The following is a 17,026-nucleotide window of genomic DNA, read 5'->3' on the forward strand; positions in this document are numbered from 1 at the left end:
GCCGCGGTCATTCCAAGCTGTCAGGCTGTTAAAATAGCCTGACTCATACTTTTCATCTGCAACATGTGCGCTACCCCAATTACTGTGAACGTTCCGGTCGAACAACTGTGTGTCGGCTTATATGTTCATCTCGATATTTCCTGGCTTGATCATTCCTTTGCGTTGAACAGTTTTAAGATAAAAAACGAACAGGAAATTCTGGCACTTCGCCAGTTAGGTTTGAAAACGATCAGGGTGAATCCATCCAAGTCGGATTGTCGGCCTCTGCCACCGCCATCGGCCAACGCACCCGTTGCAGAAGTAGCCCTGCCGACGCCCGAGGAACTTGAGAAAATCAAAGAAAAGCGCGCGCGGATTGATCGTCTTCTGAAAGAGCGCAATGCTATTGCCGAGTGTGAAAAGGAATTGCTGAAAGCAGCGGGGACGTTGAAAAATATTACGAAGAACCTGTTCGCCCGCCCGCAGGAATCCGTCCGACAAGCCGATGAACTGGTGCAACAGATGCTGGAGTCTCTGCTCGTTGATAAGGATATCGCGATCCATCTGATGAATGACAAAATCGCTGGTGAAGAGGCTTATTACCATTCACTGAATGTGACTGTGCTGACGATGATGCTGGCGAAAGAACTCGCTTTTTCCGCCGATGATATCAAGTTGATGGGTATGGGATGCCTGTTTCACGACATAGGCAAAATGGAGATTCCTGACCGGATTGTTAATAAGACATTTGAACTGACGCGTGCTGAGCAGAATTTATTGCGACAGCATGTTTTTTATGGCCAGCAAATTGCTGAAAAATTACATTTGCCAAAACAGGTACTGGATATTATCAATCAGCATCATGAACATATGGATGGGAGCGGTTATCCGGGTGCTTTGCCGGGCGAAAAAATTTCCCCACTGGCGCGCATTGTGACGATAACGAATGCTTACGATAATTTGTGTAATTGCCCTAATCCTGCAGATTCCATGAGTCCTTACGAAGCGATGGCGCATATGTTCGGTCATCTGCGCAAGCAGTTTGACCCTGCTGCCTTGAATCTGTTTATCCGCAGTATGGGTATTTATCCTCCCGGAACGATAGTCCGGTTATCTGATGGCACTTACGGTATGGTCGTTGCTGTCAATTCTGGTAAGCCCTTACGTCCCAGTGTATTGATCTATGATCCGAGTGTCCCTAAATCGGAGGCGATTATTCTTGATCTGGTTCATGAGCCGGTTCTTGAGATTGAGGCGAGTCTGAAGCCTGCTCAGCTTGCTCCTGAAATATATGAATATCTGAGTCCGCGCAAACGCATGACTTATTTCTTCGATACCCAGAAAAACGCCAGACAGTCATCCTGATAGGTCTGTCAGACGAGACTGATTCCCGGTCGCTCACAGCGCAGCAAGAGCGGCAAATTTATCCGGATAAAGACATGACCAGTTATCTGCATGCGACTGCGCGGCAACGCATAAACGGCATCATTGAACATTTTCAAGAATTGCTACCCGCATCACCTGCATGGGGTAGTCCGCATTTGCCACACCTGAATACTCCGGTTGCATTCGATGATGGTGTCATCATAGGCTACGGCTACCTGTGTGGAAAAATGGTGTTTGCTGCTGTGCAGGATGGCAATTTCATGGGCGGTGCGATAGGCGAAATTCATGGTGCCAAATTAGTTGGCTTATTGCGCAAAGCGCTGCTGGAAAAACCGACGGCAGTGATACTTCTGGCTGAATCTGGCGGCGTGCGCTTACAAGAAGCCAACGCGGGTTTGATCGCAGTTTCTGAGCTGATGCGGGCAGTATTGGCGGTGCGTGCAGCCGGTATTCCTGTAATCGTATTCAATGGAGGCCAGCATGGATGTTTTGGCGGTATGGGCATCGTCGCCAATTGCGCGGATACTCTCGTCATGTCGACCGAGGCGCGGTTGGGAATGTCCGGGCCCAGAGTCATTGAAACTGTGCATGGTATTGAGGAATTTGACTCCAGAGATCGTGCGTTGGTATGGCAAGTCAGCGGCGGCGAACATCGCTATCGTAGTGGAGATTGCCAGATGCTGGTGGAAGATACGATTGCCGCATTTAAAGCAGCGGCGGTGCAGGCACTGACGGTCACCAGGCAGACAGTATCGGGCTTCAGCTCACTTGAAGCCGAACATGCAATGTTGACGCAGCGCTTAGCGACATTCCCACCAGCGACTGGCGATATTGGTTACGCTGATACTTGCAGAGCCGGGAAGCCTGAGCCGGAATGGGGTCATCTGGCGGCACAGCTTTTCCCTGAAGGATATGACATCGCCGAAGAAAACTCAGTGTTATCAGGCACTGCGCAAATGAATAGCGCAACCGTCAGAGTTATGGGTACGACAAATCACACCGAAATCGGAGTGGAAATCGCTCTGAAGCAGGCACAACTGGTGTTGATGACGATGCGTGATTATCCAGAGCGACCGATTTTGTTGCTGGTCGATACGACGGGGCAGCGTTTGCGTCGCAGGGATGAAATGCTGGGCATCCAACGATATATGGCGCATCTGGGAAAATGTATAGAATCAGCGCGGCGAAACGGACATAAGATCGTCGCTTTGGTCTATGGGCAGGCCTTATCCGGAGGTTTTGTCAGTAGCGGCATGATGGCAGATGCTTGCTACGCACTACCTTCGTCAATAATCAGAGTCATGGATTTATCTGCCATGGCGCGCATTATGAAAATTCCACCGGAAACGCTTGCCGGGTTGGCGCAATCTCATCCGGTTTTTGCGCCCGGCCCTGAAAACTATCAACGCATGGGTGGCATGCAGGAAATTTGGAAAAATAATCTGGCATCTTGTCTGATGACCGCATTCGCAGATATTTCCAATGAAGATTTACGTATGTCGCACGGCGCCGCACGAGGTGGGCGTGTTATGGCACAAAAAGTCGTTGATGCCGTATTATTTGCAGATATTAAACGTTAAGGCAGTATTCAATTGGATCAGATTGAACAATTTCAGCGTCACGATCTGGTGTGGTTATCTGATCAGGCATGGAGCGACATTTTTTCCAGGCAAACGCAAAATAGCGAGGGTTTGCAACGCTGGCAACATGAGGAGTGGCCTGCTGTGGTGTTGCGCCGGGATGCGGACGCCGCCGATGATGAAGTCTGTATAGGATTTGATCTGTCGCTGACGGATGGACGTAAGCCATACATATTTGCCAGAACCAGAGTCGAGTACATCATAGAGCATCAGTCGAGCTTATCGCTGAGCACGGTCATTCCGGTAGCACCTGTTGCCTGGCAAACCGCTTTACGAGAGCTGAATCTGGAGGCAACGGCTGCCGGTGTGCGCTTACGCGTGTATGGTGCACTCGCGTTGCAGTTTTTGACGGGATTAAATTATCTCGATACGAATTCCAGAATTGACATCCTGTTTCGTCCGCAGGACCACAAACATCTTGTTGCCGGACTGACTTTATTGCAGCGTTATCGTGAACAGATGCCGCTGGATGGTGAAGTCATCTTTCCACGTGGGCAGGCGGTCAGTTGGAAGGAGTGGTTATTATCCGATTCGGTGCCGGACGCTGCGCAGGATCAGCTTGTTCTGGTGAAAGACATGTATCAGGCACGGCTACTTCCTAAACATGTGCTGACAGAAAGTCTGCATGAAACTTAGCCTTGCCGGAATGGCAAAATACAGGCATGTTCAAAGCGAAGACTGATTCGGTTTCAAATGCCCTCATCACTTGACGAGTTGATTACCTGGATCAGTCCGGACAGCTTATTTCAACGCACCTGCAGTTTAGTAACGACGGCGTGGCTGAGCAGAACCTGAGCCGCTGTGTTTTTCAATATGGCGGAAAGTGATGCGGCCTTTAGTCAAATCATAAGGCGACATTTCCAGTGTCACTTTATCTCCCGCAAGAATGCGGATGTGATGCTGACGCATTTTGCCTGATGTGTAGGCGATCAGTTGATGTCCATTTTCCAGATTCACTCTGAAGCGGGAGTCCGGTAAAACTTCTTCAACCAGGCCGCTCATTTCTAACAGTTCTTCTTTTGCCATTGTGGGTTCACATTCATATTAATGATTAGGTACTGTCGCTGTTGCGGCAGTTGATATAGTCCTGCAATGACATTTATTGCAGGAGCTGGTTTTACTTATTGTTCGTACAGCGTATCCGCTGCATTAAAGAGAAAAAGATCGTTATGCGGGCCATACTTGTATGGCATTTACGTCAGAGCGTAAAGACATATCCGGAAAATCAGCACAGGCAAGAGCCACCAATTGACGCAAAGTACTAAGCTGACGGAAGAGGATAACGGATGCCGGAAAATTTGTTTGATAATTGGACTAACTCACTTTAATGGAAGATTATACCCTGATTAGGTGGTCGTAGTCGCTTCTCAGATTTTCCTTTTCTAATCACTATTGCATTGTCTTTTACAGACAGGGCTGAGGGCGATCATAAATTTTCACACCTAAATAGACAATGCGAGGGATCGTTCTCCATTAACTGAGAGCTGGAGCATTCAGGCAGGTGCCAAGTCCAATAATGTCGGTGTATGATTCTGTCATTATAAATAATGTAATCTTTATGGGTAATTTCTCATCTTTTTCTGCAGAAGTAGAAGTAAAACAGAATAACAGGCTGTGGCATCGTTGGAACAGGATTGCCACCGTAGTTTTTTTACTGACAGCAATATTGTATGTCGCCAACACTTGGTCTCCATCTTCTTACGGTATAGCGCTGGAACACTTTTTTGGTTATTCCGCAAGTGGTCCCGACCTTGGAAAACCACGTCCTATTCGCAGCGACGAATGGATAGTGGCGACGCCGCTGACACAAGCAACGGTGAATAATCATTTCCAACGCTTTAACCAGACTTCGTTATACAAAGAAGATTTGCGCATTAATTACGGTTTGCCAGTAATGGATTGGGGCATTATTTTTAAGCCCACGATGTGGTTGTACAAATTTGTGAATCCTGCCTATGCATACTCATTTCACTGGTATGCCATATTTAGTTTATTTATTTTTGGTTATGCATTTTTATTTCGGCAGTTGGGAGCAAGTCCGGTAATCGCCTACGGTTTGTCTTTCGGTTTGTATTTCACTGGTTTTGCACAATTTTGGTGGAGCGAGAAAGGGCCGATATTTGCCTTCTTTCCATGGGTGATTCTACCTTTGTTCTCGCGCATTTCCATCTGGGCGAAAGCATTGCTGCTCTACTGGCTGGCGGTTTGCTGGCTGCTAGTCGATTTTTATCCGCCCATACAAATCTCTCTGGCGTTTACCGGAGCGGTACTTTTATTGGCGTACAGGCCAGAATTATTCAAATTTAAAACCTGCGTGATTCTGATTTTAGTTGCAGGTCTCGCTTCCTTAACCACGGCAGCATATCTTTGGGATTATTTGCAGGCAACAGCACAAACAGTGTATCCAGGTGGTCGCAGTGTAGGGGGCAATCATACGTTTGATCGTTTTTTTCTTTCATGGTTTTTCCCTGCATTGAATTTTCACTGGGGATATGAGCCAACTATCGCCGCCAATATTTCTGAGTTGGGCACGGTTGGGATGTATTACTACTTGCTGATCGCTTGCTTTCTGGATTTCAGTAACTGGCGAACTCCATGGAGTGATCAAAAAACTCGTTTGCGTTTATTGATACTGGGGGCCGGCTTTTTAATGATGGCAGCATGGATGTTATTGCCTCTGCCTGATTGGGTTGGTAAACCGTTGCTGTGGAATCATGTGCAGGCTGCACGGATGCAGTTCGCAGGAGGGGTATTGCTGACTTGCCTGATGTTTGTTGCCGCGAACAGTTTTGGCTTGAAATTGTCGCTTCTCAGAGGCGTGATTCTGAGTGCGATTGTTCTGTCTACCTGGTACTGCATCAAACGTCCTGAAGACAGGAGTATTGCTGAAGAACTCGTATTTTTGTTCCTGCTAGTGATGGCCTATGTCGGTGTTCGCAGACAATGGTTTAAGCCTCACCACGGATTAGTTACTATTTCTCTGATACTTGCTGCACTGCTATTTGGACGTTTCAATCCGTTGCAGCCAGCATGGCCGATTTTTAATCACGAAAAAAATGAAATAATCCGGAATTATGATGCATTAGCGTCAGCAAATAATGGCGTGCTTGCCGTTCAGGATTTACCCGGTGCCACGGCAAATGGAATGGGTTTTCTATCGGTAAGTCACGTTACACCGGTTCCTCATTTGGAATTCTGGCGCAAGCAATTTCCAGAGCTATTGGCCGCGGAGCTAAATCAGGTATTCAATCGGTATTCTCACATTCATCTCACTGGTGAAATTGAAAAACCTGACTCCCCTCAACTGGACGTTATAAGAGTGCCATTCAATCACTTCAGTAGAGCCGGTCATTTACCGGCTCACTACGTTAATTTCAGTTCTTTGCCCGATAAGAAAGATGGCGAATTTAAAGTTGAAATTAAGGATGATAAGCAACTTGTGTTGAAAGGATGGGCACCTTGGCAGGGGCCGCTGTTAGAGCATGCTCTGGAGATCATGATCCCCCCCGTAACCATTGGCGAACCAAAAAATGAAATGATGATGCGCCCGGATCTGCCGATGAATACCAATCACCAGGTCTCCGCATTAAATGGGTTTACGCTGCGCATTCCAGTGAATGGTAACGTCTCTTCGCTGTGCCTCGTATCACTGGACATCTCGACTGGTCGTCGAATCTTGTTGAATAATCCAGAAGGTTTGCCTTATTGCGACTTGAACAAAAAAAAACGCAGCTTGCCGGCTGACTATGTCAAATTCAATTCCTTGCCAAACGAAAAAGATGGTTATTTCAACGTCGAAACAACGAAGGGCAAGCAACTGATATTGACAGGATGGGCTGCCTGGAAAGCGCCACTGCAAGAGCACGCACTCGAAATCATGGTTAGTCCGGGGGCAAATGGTGCGCCTGTGCACGAAATGATGATGCGCTCAGATTTACCGATTAACACGAATAATCAGGTTCCGGCAATGAATGGATTTACTCTGTCCATTCCTGTGACTGGCAAAATCTCCTCACTTTGTCTTGTATCACATGACGTCGGCACAGGCCGTCGGGTATTGTTGAATAACCCAGTAGATTTACCTTATTGCGAATTAAAAAAATGACCAAATTGTTACCCCGGATAGCGATTCTGATACCGTGCTATAACGAAGAATTAACGGTGCCAAAAGTAATCCGCGATTTTCAGGCTGCGGTTCCTGCAGCGAGTATTTACGTGTTTGATAATAACTCCCGTGATAAAACAAAAGAGGTGGCTGCTGCCGCAGGTGCAATCGTGGTGGATACACCCTTGCAAGGGAAAGGTAATGTCGTGCGCCGCATGTTTGCCGACGTCGAAGCAGATGTTTATCTGATGGTCGATGGAGATGCAACTTACGATGCCAGTTGCGCCAACAAATTAATAGCGAAGCTGTTAAATGAGCATCTGGATATGGTTGTTGGTTGCCGCGTCGATCAGGGGCAGGCAGAAAACTATCGCCCAGGGCATCGTTGGGGTAATCAGTTGTTAACAGGCGCTGTCAGGAGTGTTTTTGGCGGCAAATTCACCGATATGTTATCCGGATACCGTGCATTCTCCCGACGCTACGTGAAGTCGTTTCCCGCATTGACTAAGGGCTTTGAAATTGAAACCGAGCTGACAATACACGCGCTGGAATTGCGTATGCCGTATGGCGAGGTCACGACTCCCTACGGTGCACGTCCGGAAGGCTCGGAGAGCAAACTCTCTACTTACCGCGATGGCTTTCGTATTCTGAAATCCATTATTCGTTTTTATATGATGGAGCGACCATTTGCTTTTTTCGGCATCATCAGTCTGCTGTTGACATTGCTGTCGCTAGGCTTAATTGGTCCGGTGGTTCTGGAATTTTATGAAACCGGGTTGGTGCGCCGATTGCCGACAGCGGTTTTGAGCGTAGGTGTGATGTTGTCCGGCTTATTGTCGCTTCTTTGCGGTTTATTACTCGACAATGTCACCCGCGGACGGCATGAAATGAAACGCCTTGCTTATTTGTCGGTTGCCCGTTTTGCTGAGCGGTACGACGCGTAATGGTGAAAAAAGAATTACTGCGTTTTGCGATTGCCGGCACCGTTGGCTTCGTCGTCGATGCTGGTGTTTTATATCTGGTAAAAGACAGCCTTGGCTATTATTTGGGACGTGCACTGTCATTTTTTCTGGCAGTGTTTTGTACCTGGTTACTGAACCGGCAGTTCACGTTTCATGGAAAAGCCTCAGGCGTTTCCCCGGTTCTTGAGTTCATCCGTTATTTTTGGCTGATGCTGGGTGGCGGAGCAATCAATTATCTGACGTATGCAGCGTTGATTCACTGGTTTTCCTATATGCAGAAATACCCGGTGTGGGCGGTAGCTGCGGGCAGTGTTGCCAGTATGACGATTAACTTTCTCTCCCTGAAATATGTGCTGTACTCGAAACAAAAAAAACACATATAAATTCAACACGGGAGATCAAACAAGCGTTCCGTGATTGCAATTGGGGAACCGGATCGGTTGACGGTGTAACCTGGGCGGTACTATCACCGATGACGGAAGGCTGAGTTGGGTGTATTGACTGGTTTGGAAAAACATTGTTCCGAACCAGTCAATACACCATATTTCTTCATCCTTCGGGAAGACTGAAATTATGAGAGTTAGCGTTCAAATCAGTGCTTGTTAAAGGATTGATTCTTCTCACTAACTGCTCAATTTTCTCTTTACTGATTAACTTTTTGCATCCGTTCCAACACCATGCGCTTGCTGATCTGCGTGGTATGACGAGCGCACCATTGCGCCGACGGCGGCGTGGGCGAAGCCCATTTTGTAGGCTTCTTCTTCATACATTTTGAAGACGTCAGGATGCACATAACGGCGCACAGGCAGATGATGCCCGCTTGGTGCCAGATATTGGCCTATGGTCAGCATATCGACATTGTGGGCGCGCATATCGCGCATCACTTGCAGCACTTCTTCATCGGTTTCACCGAGGCCAACCATGATGCCGGATTTGGTCGGCGTGTCCGGATGTTGTTCCTTGAAACGCTTGAGTAAGCTCAGTGAATATTCGTAATCTGAACCGGGGCGCGCTTCTTTGTAGAGGCGTGGCGCAGTTTCCAGATTGTGGTTCATCACATCAGGTGGTGCCCGGTTCAGAATTTCCAGTGCGCGATCCATGCGGCCACGGAAATCCGGCGTCAGAATTTCTATGCGCGTTGCTGGCGACAATTCGCGGATTTTACTAATGCATTCGGCAAAGTGGGCCGCGCCGCCGTCGCGCAGATCGTCACGATCAACCGAGGTAATGACAACATAACTGAGTTTGAGATCGGCAATGGTTTTTGCCAGATTCAATGGTTCATTGACGTCAAGCGGATCCGGGCGGCCATGACCGACATCGCAGAACGGGCAACGGCGTGTGCACTTGTCGCCCATGATCATGAAGGTTGCCGTGCCTTTGCCGAAGCATTCGCCAATATTCGGGCAGGAAGCTTCTTCGCAGACCGTGACCAGTTTGCTGGCGCGCAGAATATCTTTGATTTCGTAGAAGCGGGTTGTCGGCGAACCCGCTTTCACGCGTATCCAGTCGGGCTTAGGCAAGCGTTCCATCGGCACAATCTTGATAGGAATGCGCGCAGTTTTGCTGGCACCTTTCTGTTTTTCAGTCGGATCGTAAGCAGCAGTCGTGGTGGCGGGGGATGCGGGTGTGTTGTCGGTTGTCATGATACGGATCGGTTCAGAAAATCAGAAAGCGTTTATTGAGTAACAGTCAAAAGGTGCTGCAAATGTTGTGCGAGTGTCGTCTGTACATCGGCCAGCGGAACGCTGACTCCCAGCGTCTTCATATCTACCGTTGCCAGTCCAGCATAGCCGCAGGGATTGATCCATGAAAATGGCGCCAGATCCATAGCCACATTCAGCGAAACCCCGTGATAAGTGCAGCCATTGCCGCGCACTTTGAGTCCCAGCGCGGCGATTTTTGCGCCTTTGTACTGACCATCGCTGACATAAATGCCAGGCGCGCCGGCTTTGCGTTCGCCGGCGAGATTATACGCTGCCAGCGTATCGATAACGGCCTGTTCTATCTTGTGCACAAATTCACGCGCAAACAAGCGCGCTTTCGGGTGGCTGCGGCGCAGATCCATCATCAGATAAATCACAACCTGGCCCGGACCATGATAAGTGACTTCGCCGCCACGATCGGTCTGCACAACCGGAATATCATGCGCCGCCAATACATGCGACTGATCTGCGCCGAGGCCGAGTGTGAATACAGGAGGATGTTCAACGATCCAGAACTCATCCGGCGTCTGCGCATAGCGCGCATCGGTGAACGCACGCATCGCATCAAAAGTGAGCTGATAAGATTCAACGCCGCGATGGATGACGCGAGGGGAGATGGAATTAGACTGAGCTGCTTGCATAGAACGCTAGTGTAACATCGCTGCGCGACGAATTCTGCTTTTAGCGCCGCCAGCAATTGTGGCATGTATTGCGTGGCGCCGCTTGCCGAGGAGTCTCAGTGAGCGCGTTTCGACAAGTTAATGCGTTCCCAAAAAAATAAAGATCACGCGGACATCCCGGTGATCTTTATGCTGAAACACTGGCTACGTTGATCAGGCAAAAACGTGGCTGATTTTTTGCGTCAGTTTTTGCCATTGGAACGGGAATCCTGCATTTTTTGCTGACGCTTGTTGTGGCTGGGTTGCTGCCACGGATGCGATGCTGCTATTTTGCTGATCGGCTTCAATCACCACCAGACGGTGAGCAGGTACTGTTACGGATTCGCCAGCGCTCAGCCAGAAATCTTCGTCTTCACCTGCAATCGTCAGCCAGACACGGCCAGCTGTAACGGTGAATGTTTGCGCTTGTTCACTTTGGCCTGAAACGGTGTCGCCCGCAGTGATAGTGAATGATGGTTTTGCGAAATTAATTGTCATTTCCAGACTCCTTGCGATATCTGCATAAAGTTAAATATGCAGCAATTTATCTCTGAAAAGACCAATCCTGCATTACGATGTCAGAATTGTAGTCGTTGGAAAGTAAGATGCAAAACGAGTAATTTTGTCTTTCCTTGCTAATTAAATTCACAGTAATATGCGTTATCGAAATAGGAGATATAAGCCAAATGGATTTCCGCCGTCTGCCGAATCTTGCTGCTTTGCGTGCGTTTGAAGCGGCTTCCCGTCATGAAAATTTCTCGCGTGCTGCTGACGAAATTCACCTGACCCACGGCGCGATCAGCCATCAGGTCAGGGCGCTGGAAGAAGAGCTCGGCGTGGAGTTATTCGTCAGAAATGGCAAGCGCATCCGCATTACGCCGGACGGTGAACGTTTTGCCAGTGCGATCCGGCGTTCCTTGCAGGAATTGGCGGATGCGGCGGATTTGCTGCGTGACCGTAATAAGCAAAAACGGTTGGGGATCACATCGCTGCCTTCATTTGCTGCCCGCTGGTTGTCGCCGCGTCTGGGGCGTTTCATCGAACACCACCCCGACCTGGAAGTCAGCCTGCAATCGAGTTCATCGCTGGTCGATTTCACCCGCGAGCAGGTGGATATTGCGATACGTTTTGGCCTCGGACATTATCCGGGACTCGTCAGCGAATTGCTGATGGGCGATGAATATTATCCTGTCATCAGCCCCACTTATCAGGCTGATAAAGTGCCGCAGACGCCAGCCGAGCTGGTGGGCGCACATTTGTTGCGTTGTGACGAAGAGCCCTGGTTGCCGTGGTTCCGGGCGGCCGGGCTGGATGCGGATGAACCCAGTGGCGGCCTGATTTTTCAGGATTCTTCCATGCTCGCCAGAGCGGCGGTCGATGGTCAGGGAATCGCGCTCGGCAGGCATGCGATCGTTGAATCGGATATTCAATCCGGCCTGCTGCGACGCTTGTTTGACATCAGTATTCCTTGCCCTGTGTCGTATTACCTCGTGTATCCGGCGAGTTCTATGGATAAGCCACAGGTCAGGGCATTCAGGGAGTGGTTGCTGGCAGAAGTGCGCTCGGCCAGAACCTGATTTCTTGCATACTCCCCCTCGTTTTAATGAAAAAGCCCTTTATGTCCGCAGAAATAAAGGGCTTTAAAATATACTGGGGGGAGTATATTCAGTACTAAATATTGCTTACAACACGACTTTGACCATAGGATGACCAGACAACTCTCGGTACAGATTGTCGAGTTGTTCACGGCTGGTGGCCCAGACCGTGACCGTTAATGACAGATAGGTGCCTTTGCTGGAAGGGCGCATATCCATTTTCCCGGCGTGAAACGTCGGGTCGTGCAGTGTCACCACTTCCACGATGGTTTGCGCAAAGGCGTCGTGCGTTGCGCCCATGATCTTGATCGGAAAATCACTCGGATATTCGATCAGGCTCTCTTCTGGCGGGATAGGTTTCATTTCCATGATAATTCCATTTCTTCATCTTGCCGGACGGCGCTTTGCATTCCTGAGTTCATGAAGAAATGGAAATACGCTGCGCTTACGCCGCTTTGGCTAATTGATATGCGGCATACAGTTGCTGGTAGATGGGGCCTGGCAGGCCATTTCCAATAGTCTGATCGTCAAGTTTGACGACGGCAAGCACTTCTTTAGTCGCCGATGACAACATGACTTCATCTGCCGCAAACACTTCATCACGGGTGATACGGCAGGCTTTGAATGGGATATGGTTGGCGGCACAGATTTCTTCGATCAGTGCATAACGTATGCCTTCCAGAATCTGATTGTCTTTCGGCGGGCCCATCAGCACGCCGTCTTTCACGATCCAGACATTCGATGACGAGGCTTCGGTCAGATAGCCGTTACGGAATTGTATAGTTTCCGTGACGCCGTTTTCAGCCGCGTTCTGCGCCGCAAAAACATTGCCGAGTAAAGAAATCGATTTGATTTCGCAGTGCAGCCAGCGCAGGTCTTCCATAGAGACGCAGGCGACGCCATGTTCACGCGCTTCGGCGGATGGCATCACGATAGGATTGGTCATGATGAACACGGTCGGTGTCACATCTTTTGGGTAAGCGTGGGCACGTTTGGCAACACCGCGTGTGATTTGCAGATAGACCATCTGATCATCGGCTTCATGCGCATCCATGACCTTGGCGATCAGCGCCAGCCATTCTTCCTTGCTGTGCGGATTGTTGATGCCGATCGCGTCGAGGCTGCGGAACAGGCGTGCCAGATGCTGGTCTGCGCGGAACATCTTGCGACCATAAACGGGAATGACTTCGTAAATACCATCGCCAAAAATAAAGCCGCGATCCAGCACGGAAATTTTAGCTTCGGAGAGGAGCGTCATTACGCCGTTCAGATAAACCAGAGGATCATTCATGATGTGAGTGCCAGTGAGAAGAAAGAACTTATTCTCACACAAATAATGCTGCCAGATTATGCAAATATCGCATACAAGGATGCCCCCGGGTTATTTGTCTGGTGCTGTATTTGCTTGAAATCAGCCTTGCTGAAGACGTAAAAAAGCCACGCAAACCGTGCGGCGAGCGTGGCTTTTTGTGGGCATGACGCGTTACGCTGGCATGCGTGTCTTCTGACTTATTTGAACATCAGGCGAATTGAATCCCAGGCGCGGCCAAAGATGTTGGCCTGATCGACTTTTTCTAAAGCAAGTACCGGGAATTCAGCAATCGCTTTGCCATCGAGCATCATTTTCACGGTGCCGACCTTACTGTTCTGGGCAATCGGTGCCACCAGCGGATCTTTGCGTTCCAGCGCTGGTTTCAGTTTAGCTGCCGAGCCTTTTGGCAGCGTCACGTACAGGTCGCGGTCGAAACCGATCTTGATCTGTGCCTGCGAACCTTTCCAGATCACCGGCGTGTCGATGGCCTGGCCTTTAGCATACAGTTTGACCGTATCGAAATTCAGGAAGCCCCAGTTCAGCAATTTCAGGCTTTCCTGTGCCCGTACCTGGTCGCTGGCGGTGCCGGTGACAACGGAAATCAGGCGGCGCTGACCCGTGCCATTCGGACGATTCGCCGAAGAGACCAGGCAATAGCCAGCCGCTTCGGTATGGCCGGTTTTCATGCCATCGACCGTTGGGTCCAGCCACAATAAACGGTTGCGGTTAGGCTGGGTGATTTTGTTATAGGTGTAGCTCTTGGTGCTGTAATAGGTTTTGTAATATTCTGGGTAATCACTAATCAGACGTGCTGCTACCGTGGAAAGATCACGTGCGGTCGCATAGTTTTCCGGGCTGGGCAAACCATGCGGATTAGCGAAGTGGCTGGATTTCATGCCTATGCGTTCTGCTTCGCGGTTCATCTGCACGACGAAGGCTTCTTCGCTGCCTGCGACGGCCTCTGCCAATGCGACGGCAGCATCGTTACCGGATTGCACGATCAGACCGTACAGCAATTCATTGATGGTGACAGGCTTGTTTGGCTCGATGAACATCTTCGAGCTGCTGGCATCCACTTTCCAGGCGCGGGTAGAGACATTCACGCTCTGATTCAGATCGAGCTTTTTCTCTTTGAGCGCAGAAAAGACCATGTAGGCTGTCATGATTTTCGTCAGCGACGCTGGTTCTATGCGCAGATCCGGGTCTTGGGCTGCGATCACCTGATTGCTGGTGGCATCCACCAGTATCCAGGATTTCGCAGCAACTGTCGGTGCTGGCAGAGTTTGTGCCATCGCCACTGACATCGTCAGCAGTGAGGCGGCAATAGTGGCAAGGAATTTTTTCATTGGATGAGACTTAAAAAAACAAAAAATAAAAGCAAAAGGGGATAAAAGCAAAAGGCTTCAACGCTCAGCAGGTTTATCCCACATGCTGGTGACCAGCTGTTTGATATGGTGCAGGCGACGATGGAAAAAATGATCGGCACCGGGAATCACGGTGACCGGAATATCTTGCGGGCGCAGCCAGTCGAGCACGGCGGACAACGGTATCGTATCGTCCTGTTCGCCGTGGATCAGTATGGTGTTCGCCGGAATCTCAGGCATCGCCCATTTACCCGCGGCAGCACCGACTAACACCAGACGTTCGGCTGGCATACCTGCCTGTATAAGCCTTTGCTGCAGGCAAGCCTGCACGAAGGTGCCGAAAGAAAATCCCGCCAGCGCTACTGGTAACGCGGGATAACGTGCGCGCATGTGGGCCAGCAATAATGCCATGTCATCGGTTTCACCGATGCCTGCATCATGTGTTCCGGCAGACTGGCCGACGCCGCGGAAATTCATACGCACGGCGGCGTAGCCCAAGCCAGTGAAGGTGCGTGCCAGTGTTTGCGCGACTTTGTTATCCATCGTGCCGCCGTACAGCGGATGCGGATGCGCGACCAGTGCCAGACCGAGCGGCGCGGCGAAAATTTCAGGATCAGGTAAATCGAGCGCGCATTGCAAGGGGCCGATGGCGCCGGGCACCAGAAAATGTTCAGTTTGTGCGTTCATGCGGAAAAATCAGGTATTCGGTAATTGCAGGCGTTTAACGATGCCGCCGCCGACCAGATCAACGTCGATGATTTCATCAATATCTGTCTGATCGACGAAGGTGTACCAGGTGCCTTGCGGATAGACCACCATCACCGGGCCTTCGTCGCAGCGATCGAGGCAACCCGCTTTATTAATGCGGATTTTGCCCTGACCATTCATATCCATTTGTTTGATGCGCCGTTTGGCGTGTTCCTGTGCGGCTTGCGCGCCGTGATCGGTGCAGCAGGGGCGACCATCGTCGCGTTGATTCATGCAGAAAAACACATGTTTTTGAAAATAGAGAGGTTCAGACATGATGAGCAATTCTTTAGCTTCAGGCAGTTAATCTGACTCCGGATGGCTATCCGGTGAGAGCGGTCAGGCGAAGGGCGAACGGCTGTGCCGTCAAGCCGCTATGATACTGCAACTTGCGCAGCTGCCGGTTTGGGCTTTCGTAACAAAGTCCACAATGCCATCCAAGGCCAGCATAGTGATAAGAACTGCGCAGCACCGTTAAAGTTCAAAAATTTTCCCTGCACCCAGGTTTGCATCGTCGCGGCGAAGTAGGGATTGTCCGGTAACAGATTCAGCACCACGAGCGAAATCAGCAGCAGTAAAAATGCCAGCCGCTTTTGCGCCCGCACAGGCGCAAATGAAAAACCGTACAACATGATGGCGCTGATCAGCAAACCACCGATCGCGCCGGGCGTCAGCCAGGCATACGCATATTCGGGCTTGAACAGCAAAGCGCTGGCGAGTGTTTTGGCGATCAGGGTCATACTCAGCAACAGCATGCCAAGCGGGAATTTTGGTGCATGGCGGTTAAATAAACTCAGGCAGATCAGGATGGCACCGGTACAACCGCTGGCTGTGATGAAGGTTTCTGCCAGCAGATATTCATCGGCACTGAATTCCATGCCTTGCAGAACAAATGCGCCGATGTCGATATCCATGTCGAACAAGTCGCTCAGGTGTTGCGACAATATCGGCAGCAATTGCCCCAGCCCGAACAGATAGGCCTGTGGATACAGTTGCGCCATCGGCCATAAACCCAGCAAGACGATTTCCCAGCTCGAATCCTGATACGTCCATTGTTTGCGCAATAATTGCAGACGTCCTTTTTCAAGTATCAGCGGCGTCAGCAGCGCACCTAAGATCGCCCCCAGTACCGCGCCGCTGGTGTTGGTCAGAAAATCCAGCAGCGAAGTGACGCGGCTCGGCAGAAAATATTGCACCAGTTCGGCCACCGCAGAGATCAGCGCACCGCCAAAACAGGCGATCAGCGCCGCCCACCAGCGATTCACCAGCGGGTACAGCGCAAAGACGATCAGGGTGCCAAACGGGATATAGCCAACAATATTGATGCCGGCATCAAATTTGGTCCAGTAACGTGGCCATTGCCGGATCACATCAGGCAGCGCAGATAAATTATTTGCCTGCCAGCCGGTAAATGGATACCAGCTCGCATACAGAATCAGTACGGTATAGGCGAGCAGGCAGACACGTGCGAAAGGGGAGCTGTGTAAGTGGCTGACGACGTGACTGACTAAGTGACTGTCCGCACCTGCGTCTGGCGACGGAGCGTGGTTGTCCGGCAGGTGTTCGCTCAT

At 50.1% G+C, this 17,026-nt stretch carries 17 protein-coding genes; 7 read left to right on the forward strand and 10 right to left on the reverse strand.

Annotated elements, in window-relative coordinates; all coding sequences use genetic code 11:
- Positions 1-63: 63 nt before the first annotated feature.
- From H8K26_RS02480 to mdcG, 3 genes are all read left to right on the forward strand, one after another.
- Positions 64-1,344, forward strand: a complete 1,281-nt coding sequence (locus H8K26_RS02480; protein WP_190477111.1) for an HD-GYP domain-containing protein — start codon at positions 64-66, stop codon at positions 1,342-1,344.
- Positions 1,345-1,418: 74 nt separating this feature from the next.
- A complete protein-coding gene (locus H8K26_RS02485) occupies positions 1,419-2,945 on the forward strand; it encodes a biotin-independent malonate decarboxylase subunit beta (RefSeq protein ID WP_190477113.1) in 1,527 nt (508 codons plus the stop codon).
- 12 nt (positions 2,946-2,957) lie between these two features.
- Positions 2,958-3,641 carry a malonate decarboxylase holo-[acyl-carrier-protein] synthase gene (gene mdcG, locus H8K26_RS02490; RefSeq protein WP_190477116.1) on the forward strand — a complete coding sequence of 228 codons (684 nt, stop codon included), beginning with the start codon at positions 2,958-2,960 and terminating at the stop codon, positions 3,639-3,641.
- Positions 3,642-3,767: 126 nt separating this feature from the next.
- On the opposite strand, the gene infA is transcribed toward mdcG, so the two are convergent.
- Positions 3,768-4,031 carry a translation initiation factor IF-1 gene (gene infA / locus H8K26_RS02495; RefSeq protein WP_186896270.1) on the reverse strand — a complete coding sequence of 88 codons (264 nt, stop codon included), beginning with the start codon at positions 4,029-4,031 and terminating at the stop codon, positions 3,768-3,770.
- Between the two features lie 532 nt (positions 4,032-4,563).
- Between infA and H8K26_RS02500 the strand changes: the two genes are divergently transcribed.
- From H8K26_RS02500 to H8K26_RS02510, 3 genes are read left to right on the forward strand one after another with little or no spacing between them, the layout of a single operon-like run.
- The gene (locus H8K26_RS02500) at positions 4,564-7,110 is read left to right on the forward strand and encodes a DUF7657 domain-containing protein (RefSeq protein WP_190477118.1); all 2,547 of its coding nucleotides are present in this window, start codon (positions 4,564-4,566) and stop codon (positions 7,108-7,110) included.
- Positions 7,107-8,054 (forward strand): glycosyltransferase, encoded by a 948-nt coding sequence (locus H8K26_RS02505; protein ID WP_190477120.1) that lies wholly within the window; start codon positions 7,107-7,109, stop codon positions 8,052-8,054. Before H8K26_RS02500 ends, H8K26_RS02505 begins: the two co-directional genes overlap by 4 nt.
- Complete coding sequence (locus H8K26_RS02510) at positions 8,054-8,455, forward strand: GtrA family protein (protein ID WP_223826795.1); 402 nt, start codon at positions 8,054-8,056, stop codon at positions 8,453-8,455. Before H8K26_RS02505 ends, H8K26_RS02510 begins: the two co-directional genes overlap by 1 nt.
- A 267-nt stretch (positions 8,456-8,722) precedes the next feature.
- On the opposite strand, the gene lipA is transcribed toward H8K26_RS02510, so the two are convergent.
- The 3 genes from lipA to H8K26_RS02525 all read right to left on the reverse strand — a co-directional run bounded on the left by lipA (position 8,723) and on the right by H8K26_RS02525 (position 10,935).
- Positions 8,723-9,718: a lipoyl synthase gene (lipA, locus tag H8K26_RS02515; protein WP_190477121.1), complete on the reverse strand. Its 996-nt coding sequence runs from the start codon at positions 9,716-9,718 to the stop codon at positions 8,723-8,725.
- A gap of 32 nt (positions 9,719-9,750) precedes the next feature.
- Positions 9,751-10,419, reverse strand: coding sequence for a lipoyl(octanoyl) transferase LipB (gene lipB, locus H8K26_RS02520; protein ID WP_190477122.1), 669 nt, complete (start codon positions 10,417-10,419; stop codon positions 9,751-9,753).
- A 192-nt stretch (positions 10,420-10,611) separates the two neighbouring features.
- Entirely contained in the window at positions 10,612-10,935 is a 324-nt protein-coding gene (locus tag H8K26_RS02525; RefSeq protein WP_186896274.1) for a DUF2917 domain-containing protein, read from the reverse strand.
- A gap of 188 nt (positions 10,936-11,123) precedes the next feature.
- On the opposite strand from H8K26_RS02525, the gene gcvA reads away from it, so the two are divergent.
- A complete protein-coding gene (gcvA, locus tag H8K26_RS02530) occupies positions 11,124-12,014 on the forward strand; it encodes a transcriptional regulator GcvA (RefSeq protein ID WP_186886120.1) in 891 nt (296 codons plus the stop codon).
- A gap of 105 nt (positions 12,015-12,119) precedes the next feature.
- Here the strand turns inward: gcvA and H8K26_RS02535 are convergent, their stop codons facing one another.
- The 6 genes from H8K26_RS02535 to H8K26_RS02560 all read right to left on the reverse strand — a co-directional run bounded on the left by H8K26_RS02535 (position 12,120) and on the right by H8K26_RS02560 (position 17,026).
- Positions 12,120-12,401: an HP0495 family protein gene (locus H8K26_RS02535; RefSeq protein ID WP_390365974.1), complete on the reverse strand. Its 282-nt coding sequence runs from the start codon at positions 12,399-12,401 to the stop codon at positions 12,120-12,122.
- 76 nt (positions 12,402-12,477) lie between these two features.
- On the reverse strand, positions 12,478-13,323 hold the full coding sequence (locus H8K26_RS02540; RefSeq protein WP_190477123.1) for a D-amino acid aminotransferase: 846 nt from the start codon (positions 13,321-13,323) through the stop codon (positions 12,478-12,480).
- A gap of 218 nt (positions 13,324-13,541) precedes the next feature.
- Entirely contained in the window at positions 13,542-14,690 is a 1,149-nt protein-coding gene (locus H8K26_RS02545) for a D-alanyl-D-alanine carboxypeptidase family protein (protein ID WP_190477124.1), read from the reverse strand.
- 57 nt (positions 14,691-14,747) lie between these two features.
- Positions 14,748-15,395, reverse strand: coding sequence for an alpha/beta hydrolase (locus H8K26_RS02550; protein WP_190477125.1), 648 nt, complete (start codon positions 15,393-15,395; stop codon positions 14,748-14,750).
- A 9-nt stretch (positions 15,396-15,404) separates the two neighbouring features.
- Positions 15,405-15,731 carry a (2Fe-2S) ferredoxin domain-containing protein gene (locus H8K26_RS02555; protein ID WP_186896277.1) on the reverse strand — a complete coding sequence of 109 codons (327 nt, stop codon included), beginning with the start codon at positions 15,729-15,731 and terminating at the stop codon, positions 15,405-15,407.
- A gap of 98 nt (positions 15,732-15,829) precedes the next feature.
- Positions 15,830-17,026 carry a VanZ family protein gene (locus tag H8K26_RS02560; protein WP_190477126.1) on the reverse strand — a complete coding sequence of 399 codons (1,197 nt, stop codon included), beginning with the start codon at positions 17,024-17,026 and terminating at the stop codon, positions 15,830-15,832.

The organism is Cognatundibacterium aquatile (assembly GCF_014699135.1).
Taxonomy (GTDB): domain Bacteria; phylum Pseudomonadota; class Gammaproteobacteria; order Burkholderiales; family Burkholderiaceae_D; genus Undibacterium; species Undibacterium aquatile.

Coding starts and splice junctions, on each gene's coding strand:
- H8K26_RS02480 (WP_190477111.1), top strand. CDS start 64: ATGTGCGCTACCCCAATTACTGTGAACGTTCCGGTCGAACAACTGTGT.
- H8K26_RS02485 (WP_190477113.1), top strand. CDS start 1,419: ATGACCAGTTATCTGCATGCGACTGCGCGGCAACGCATAAACGGCATC.
- infA (WP_186896270.1), bottom strand. CDS start 4,031: ATGGCAAAAGAAGAACTGTTAGAAATGAGCGGCCTGGTTGAAGAAGTT.
- H8K26_RS02500 (WP_190477118.1), top strand. CDS start 4,564: ATGGGTAATTTCTCATCTTTTTCTGCAGAAGTAGAAGTAAAACAGAAT.
- H8K26_RS02505 (WP_190477120.1), top strand. CDS start 7,107: ATGACCAAATTGTTACCCCGGATAGCGATTCTGATACCGTGCTATAAC.
- H8K26_RS02510 (WP_223826795.1), top strand. CDS start 8,054: ATGGTGAAAAAAGAATTACTGCGTTTTGCGATTGCCGGCACCGTTGGC.
- lipA (WP_190477121.1), bottom strand. CDS start 9,718: ATGACAACCGACAACACACCCGCATCCCCCGCCACCACGACTGCTGCT.
- lipB (WP_190477122.1), bottom strand. CDS start 10,419: ATGCAAGCAGCTCAGTCTAATTCCATCTCCCCTCGCGTCATCCATCGC.
- H8K26_RS02525 (WP_186896274.1), bottom strand. CDS start 10,935: ATGACAATTAATTTCGCAAAACCATCATTCACTATCACTGCGGGCGAC.
- gcvA (WP_186886120.1), top strand. CDS start 11,124: ATGGATTTCCGCCGTCTGCCGAATCTTGCTGCTTTGCGTGCGTTTGAA.
- H8K26_RS02535 (WP_390365974.1), bottom strand. CDS start 12,401: ATGGAAATGAAACCTATCCCGCCAGAAGAGAGCCTGATCGAATATCCG.
- H8K26_RS02540 (WP_190477123.1), bottom strand. CDS start 13,323: ATGAATGATCCTCTGGTTTATCTGAACGGCGTAATGACGCTCCTCTCC.
- H8K26_RS02545 (WP_190477124.1), bottom strand. CDS start 14,690: ATGAAAAAATTCCTTGCCACTATTGCCGCCTCACTGCTGACGATGTCA.
- H8K26_RS02550 (WP_190477125.1), bottom strand. CDS start 15,395: ATGAACGCACAAACTGAACATTTTCTGGTGCCCGGCGCCATCGGCCCC.
- H8K26_RS02555 (WP_186896277.1), bottom strand. CDS start 15,731: ATGTCTGAACCTCTCTATTTTCAAAAACATGTGTTTTTCTGCATGAAT.
- H8K26_RS02560 (WP_190477126.1), bottom strand. CDS start 17,026: ATGAGCGAACACCTGCCGGACAACCACGCTCCGTCGCCAGACGCAGGT.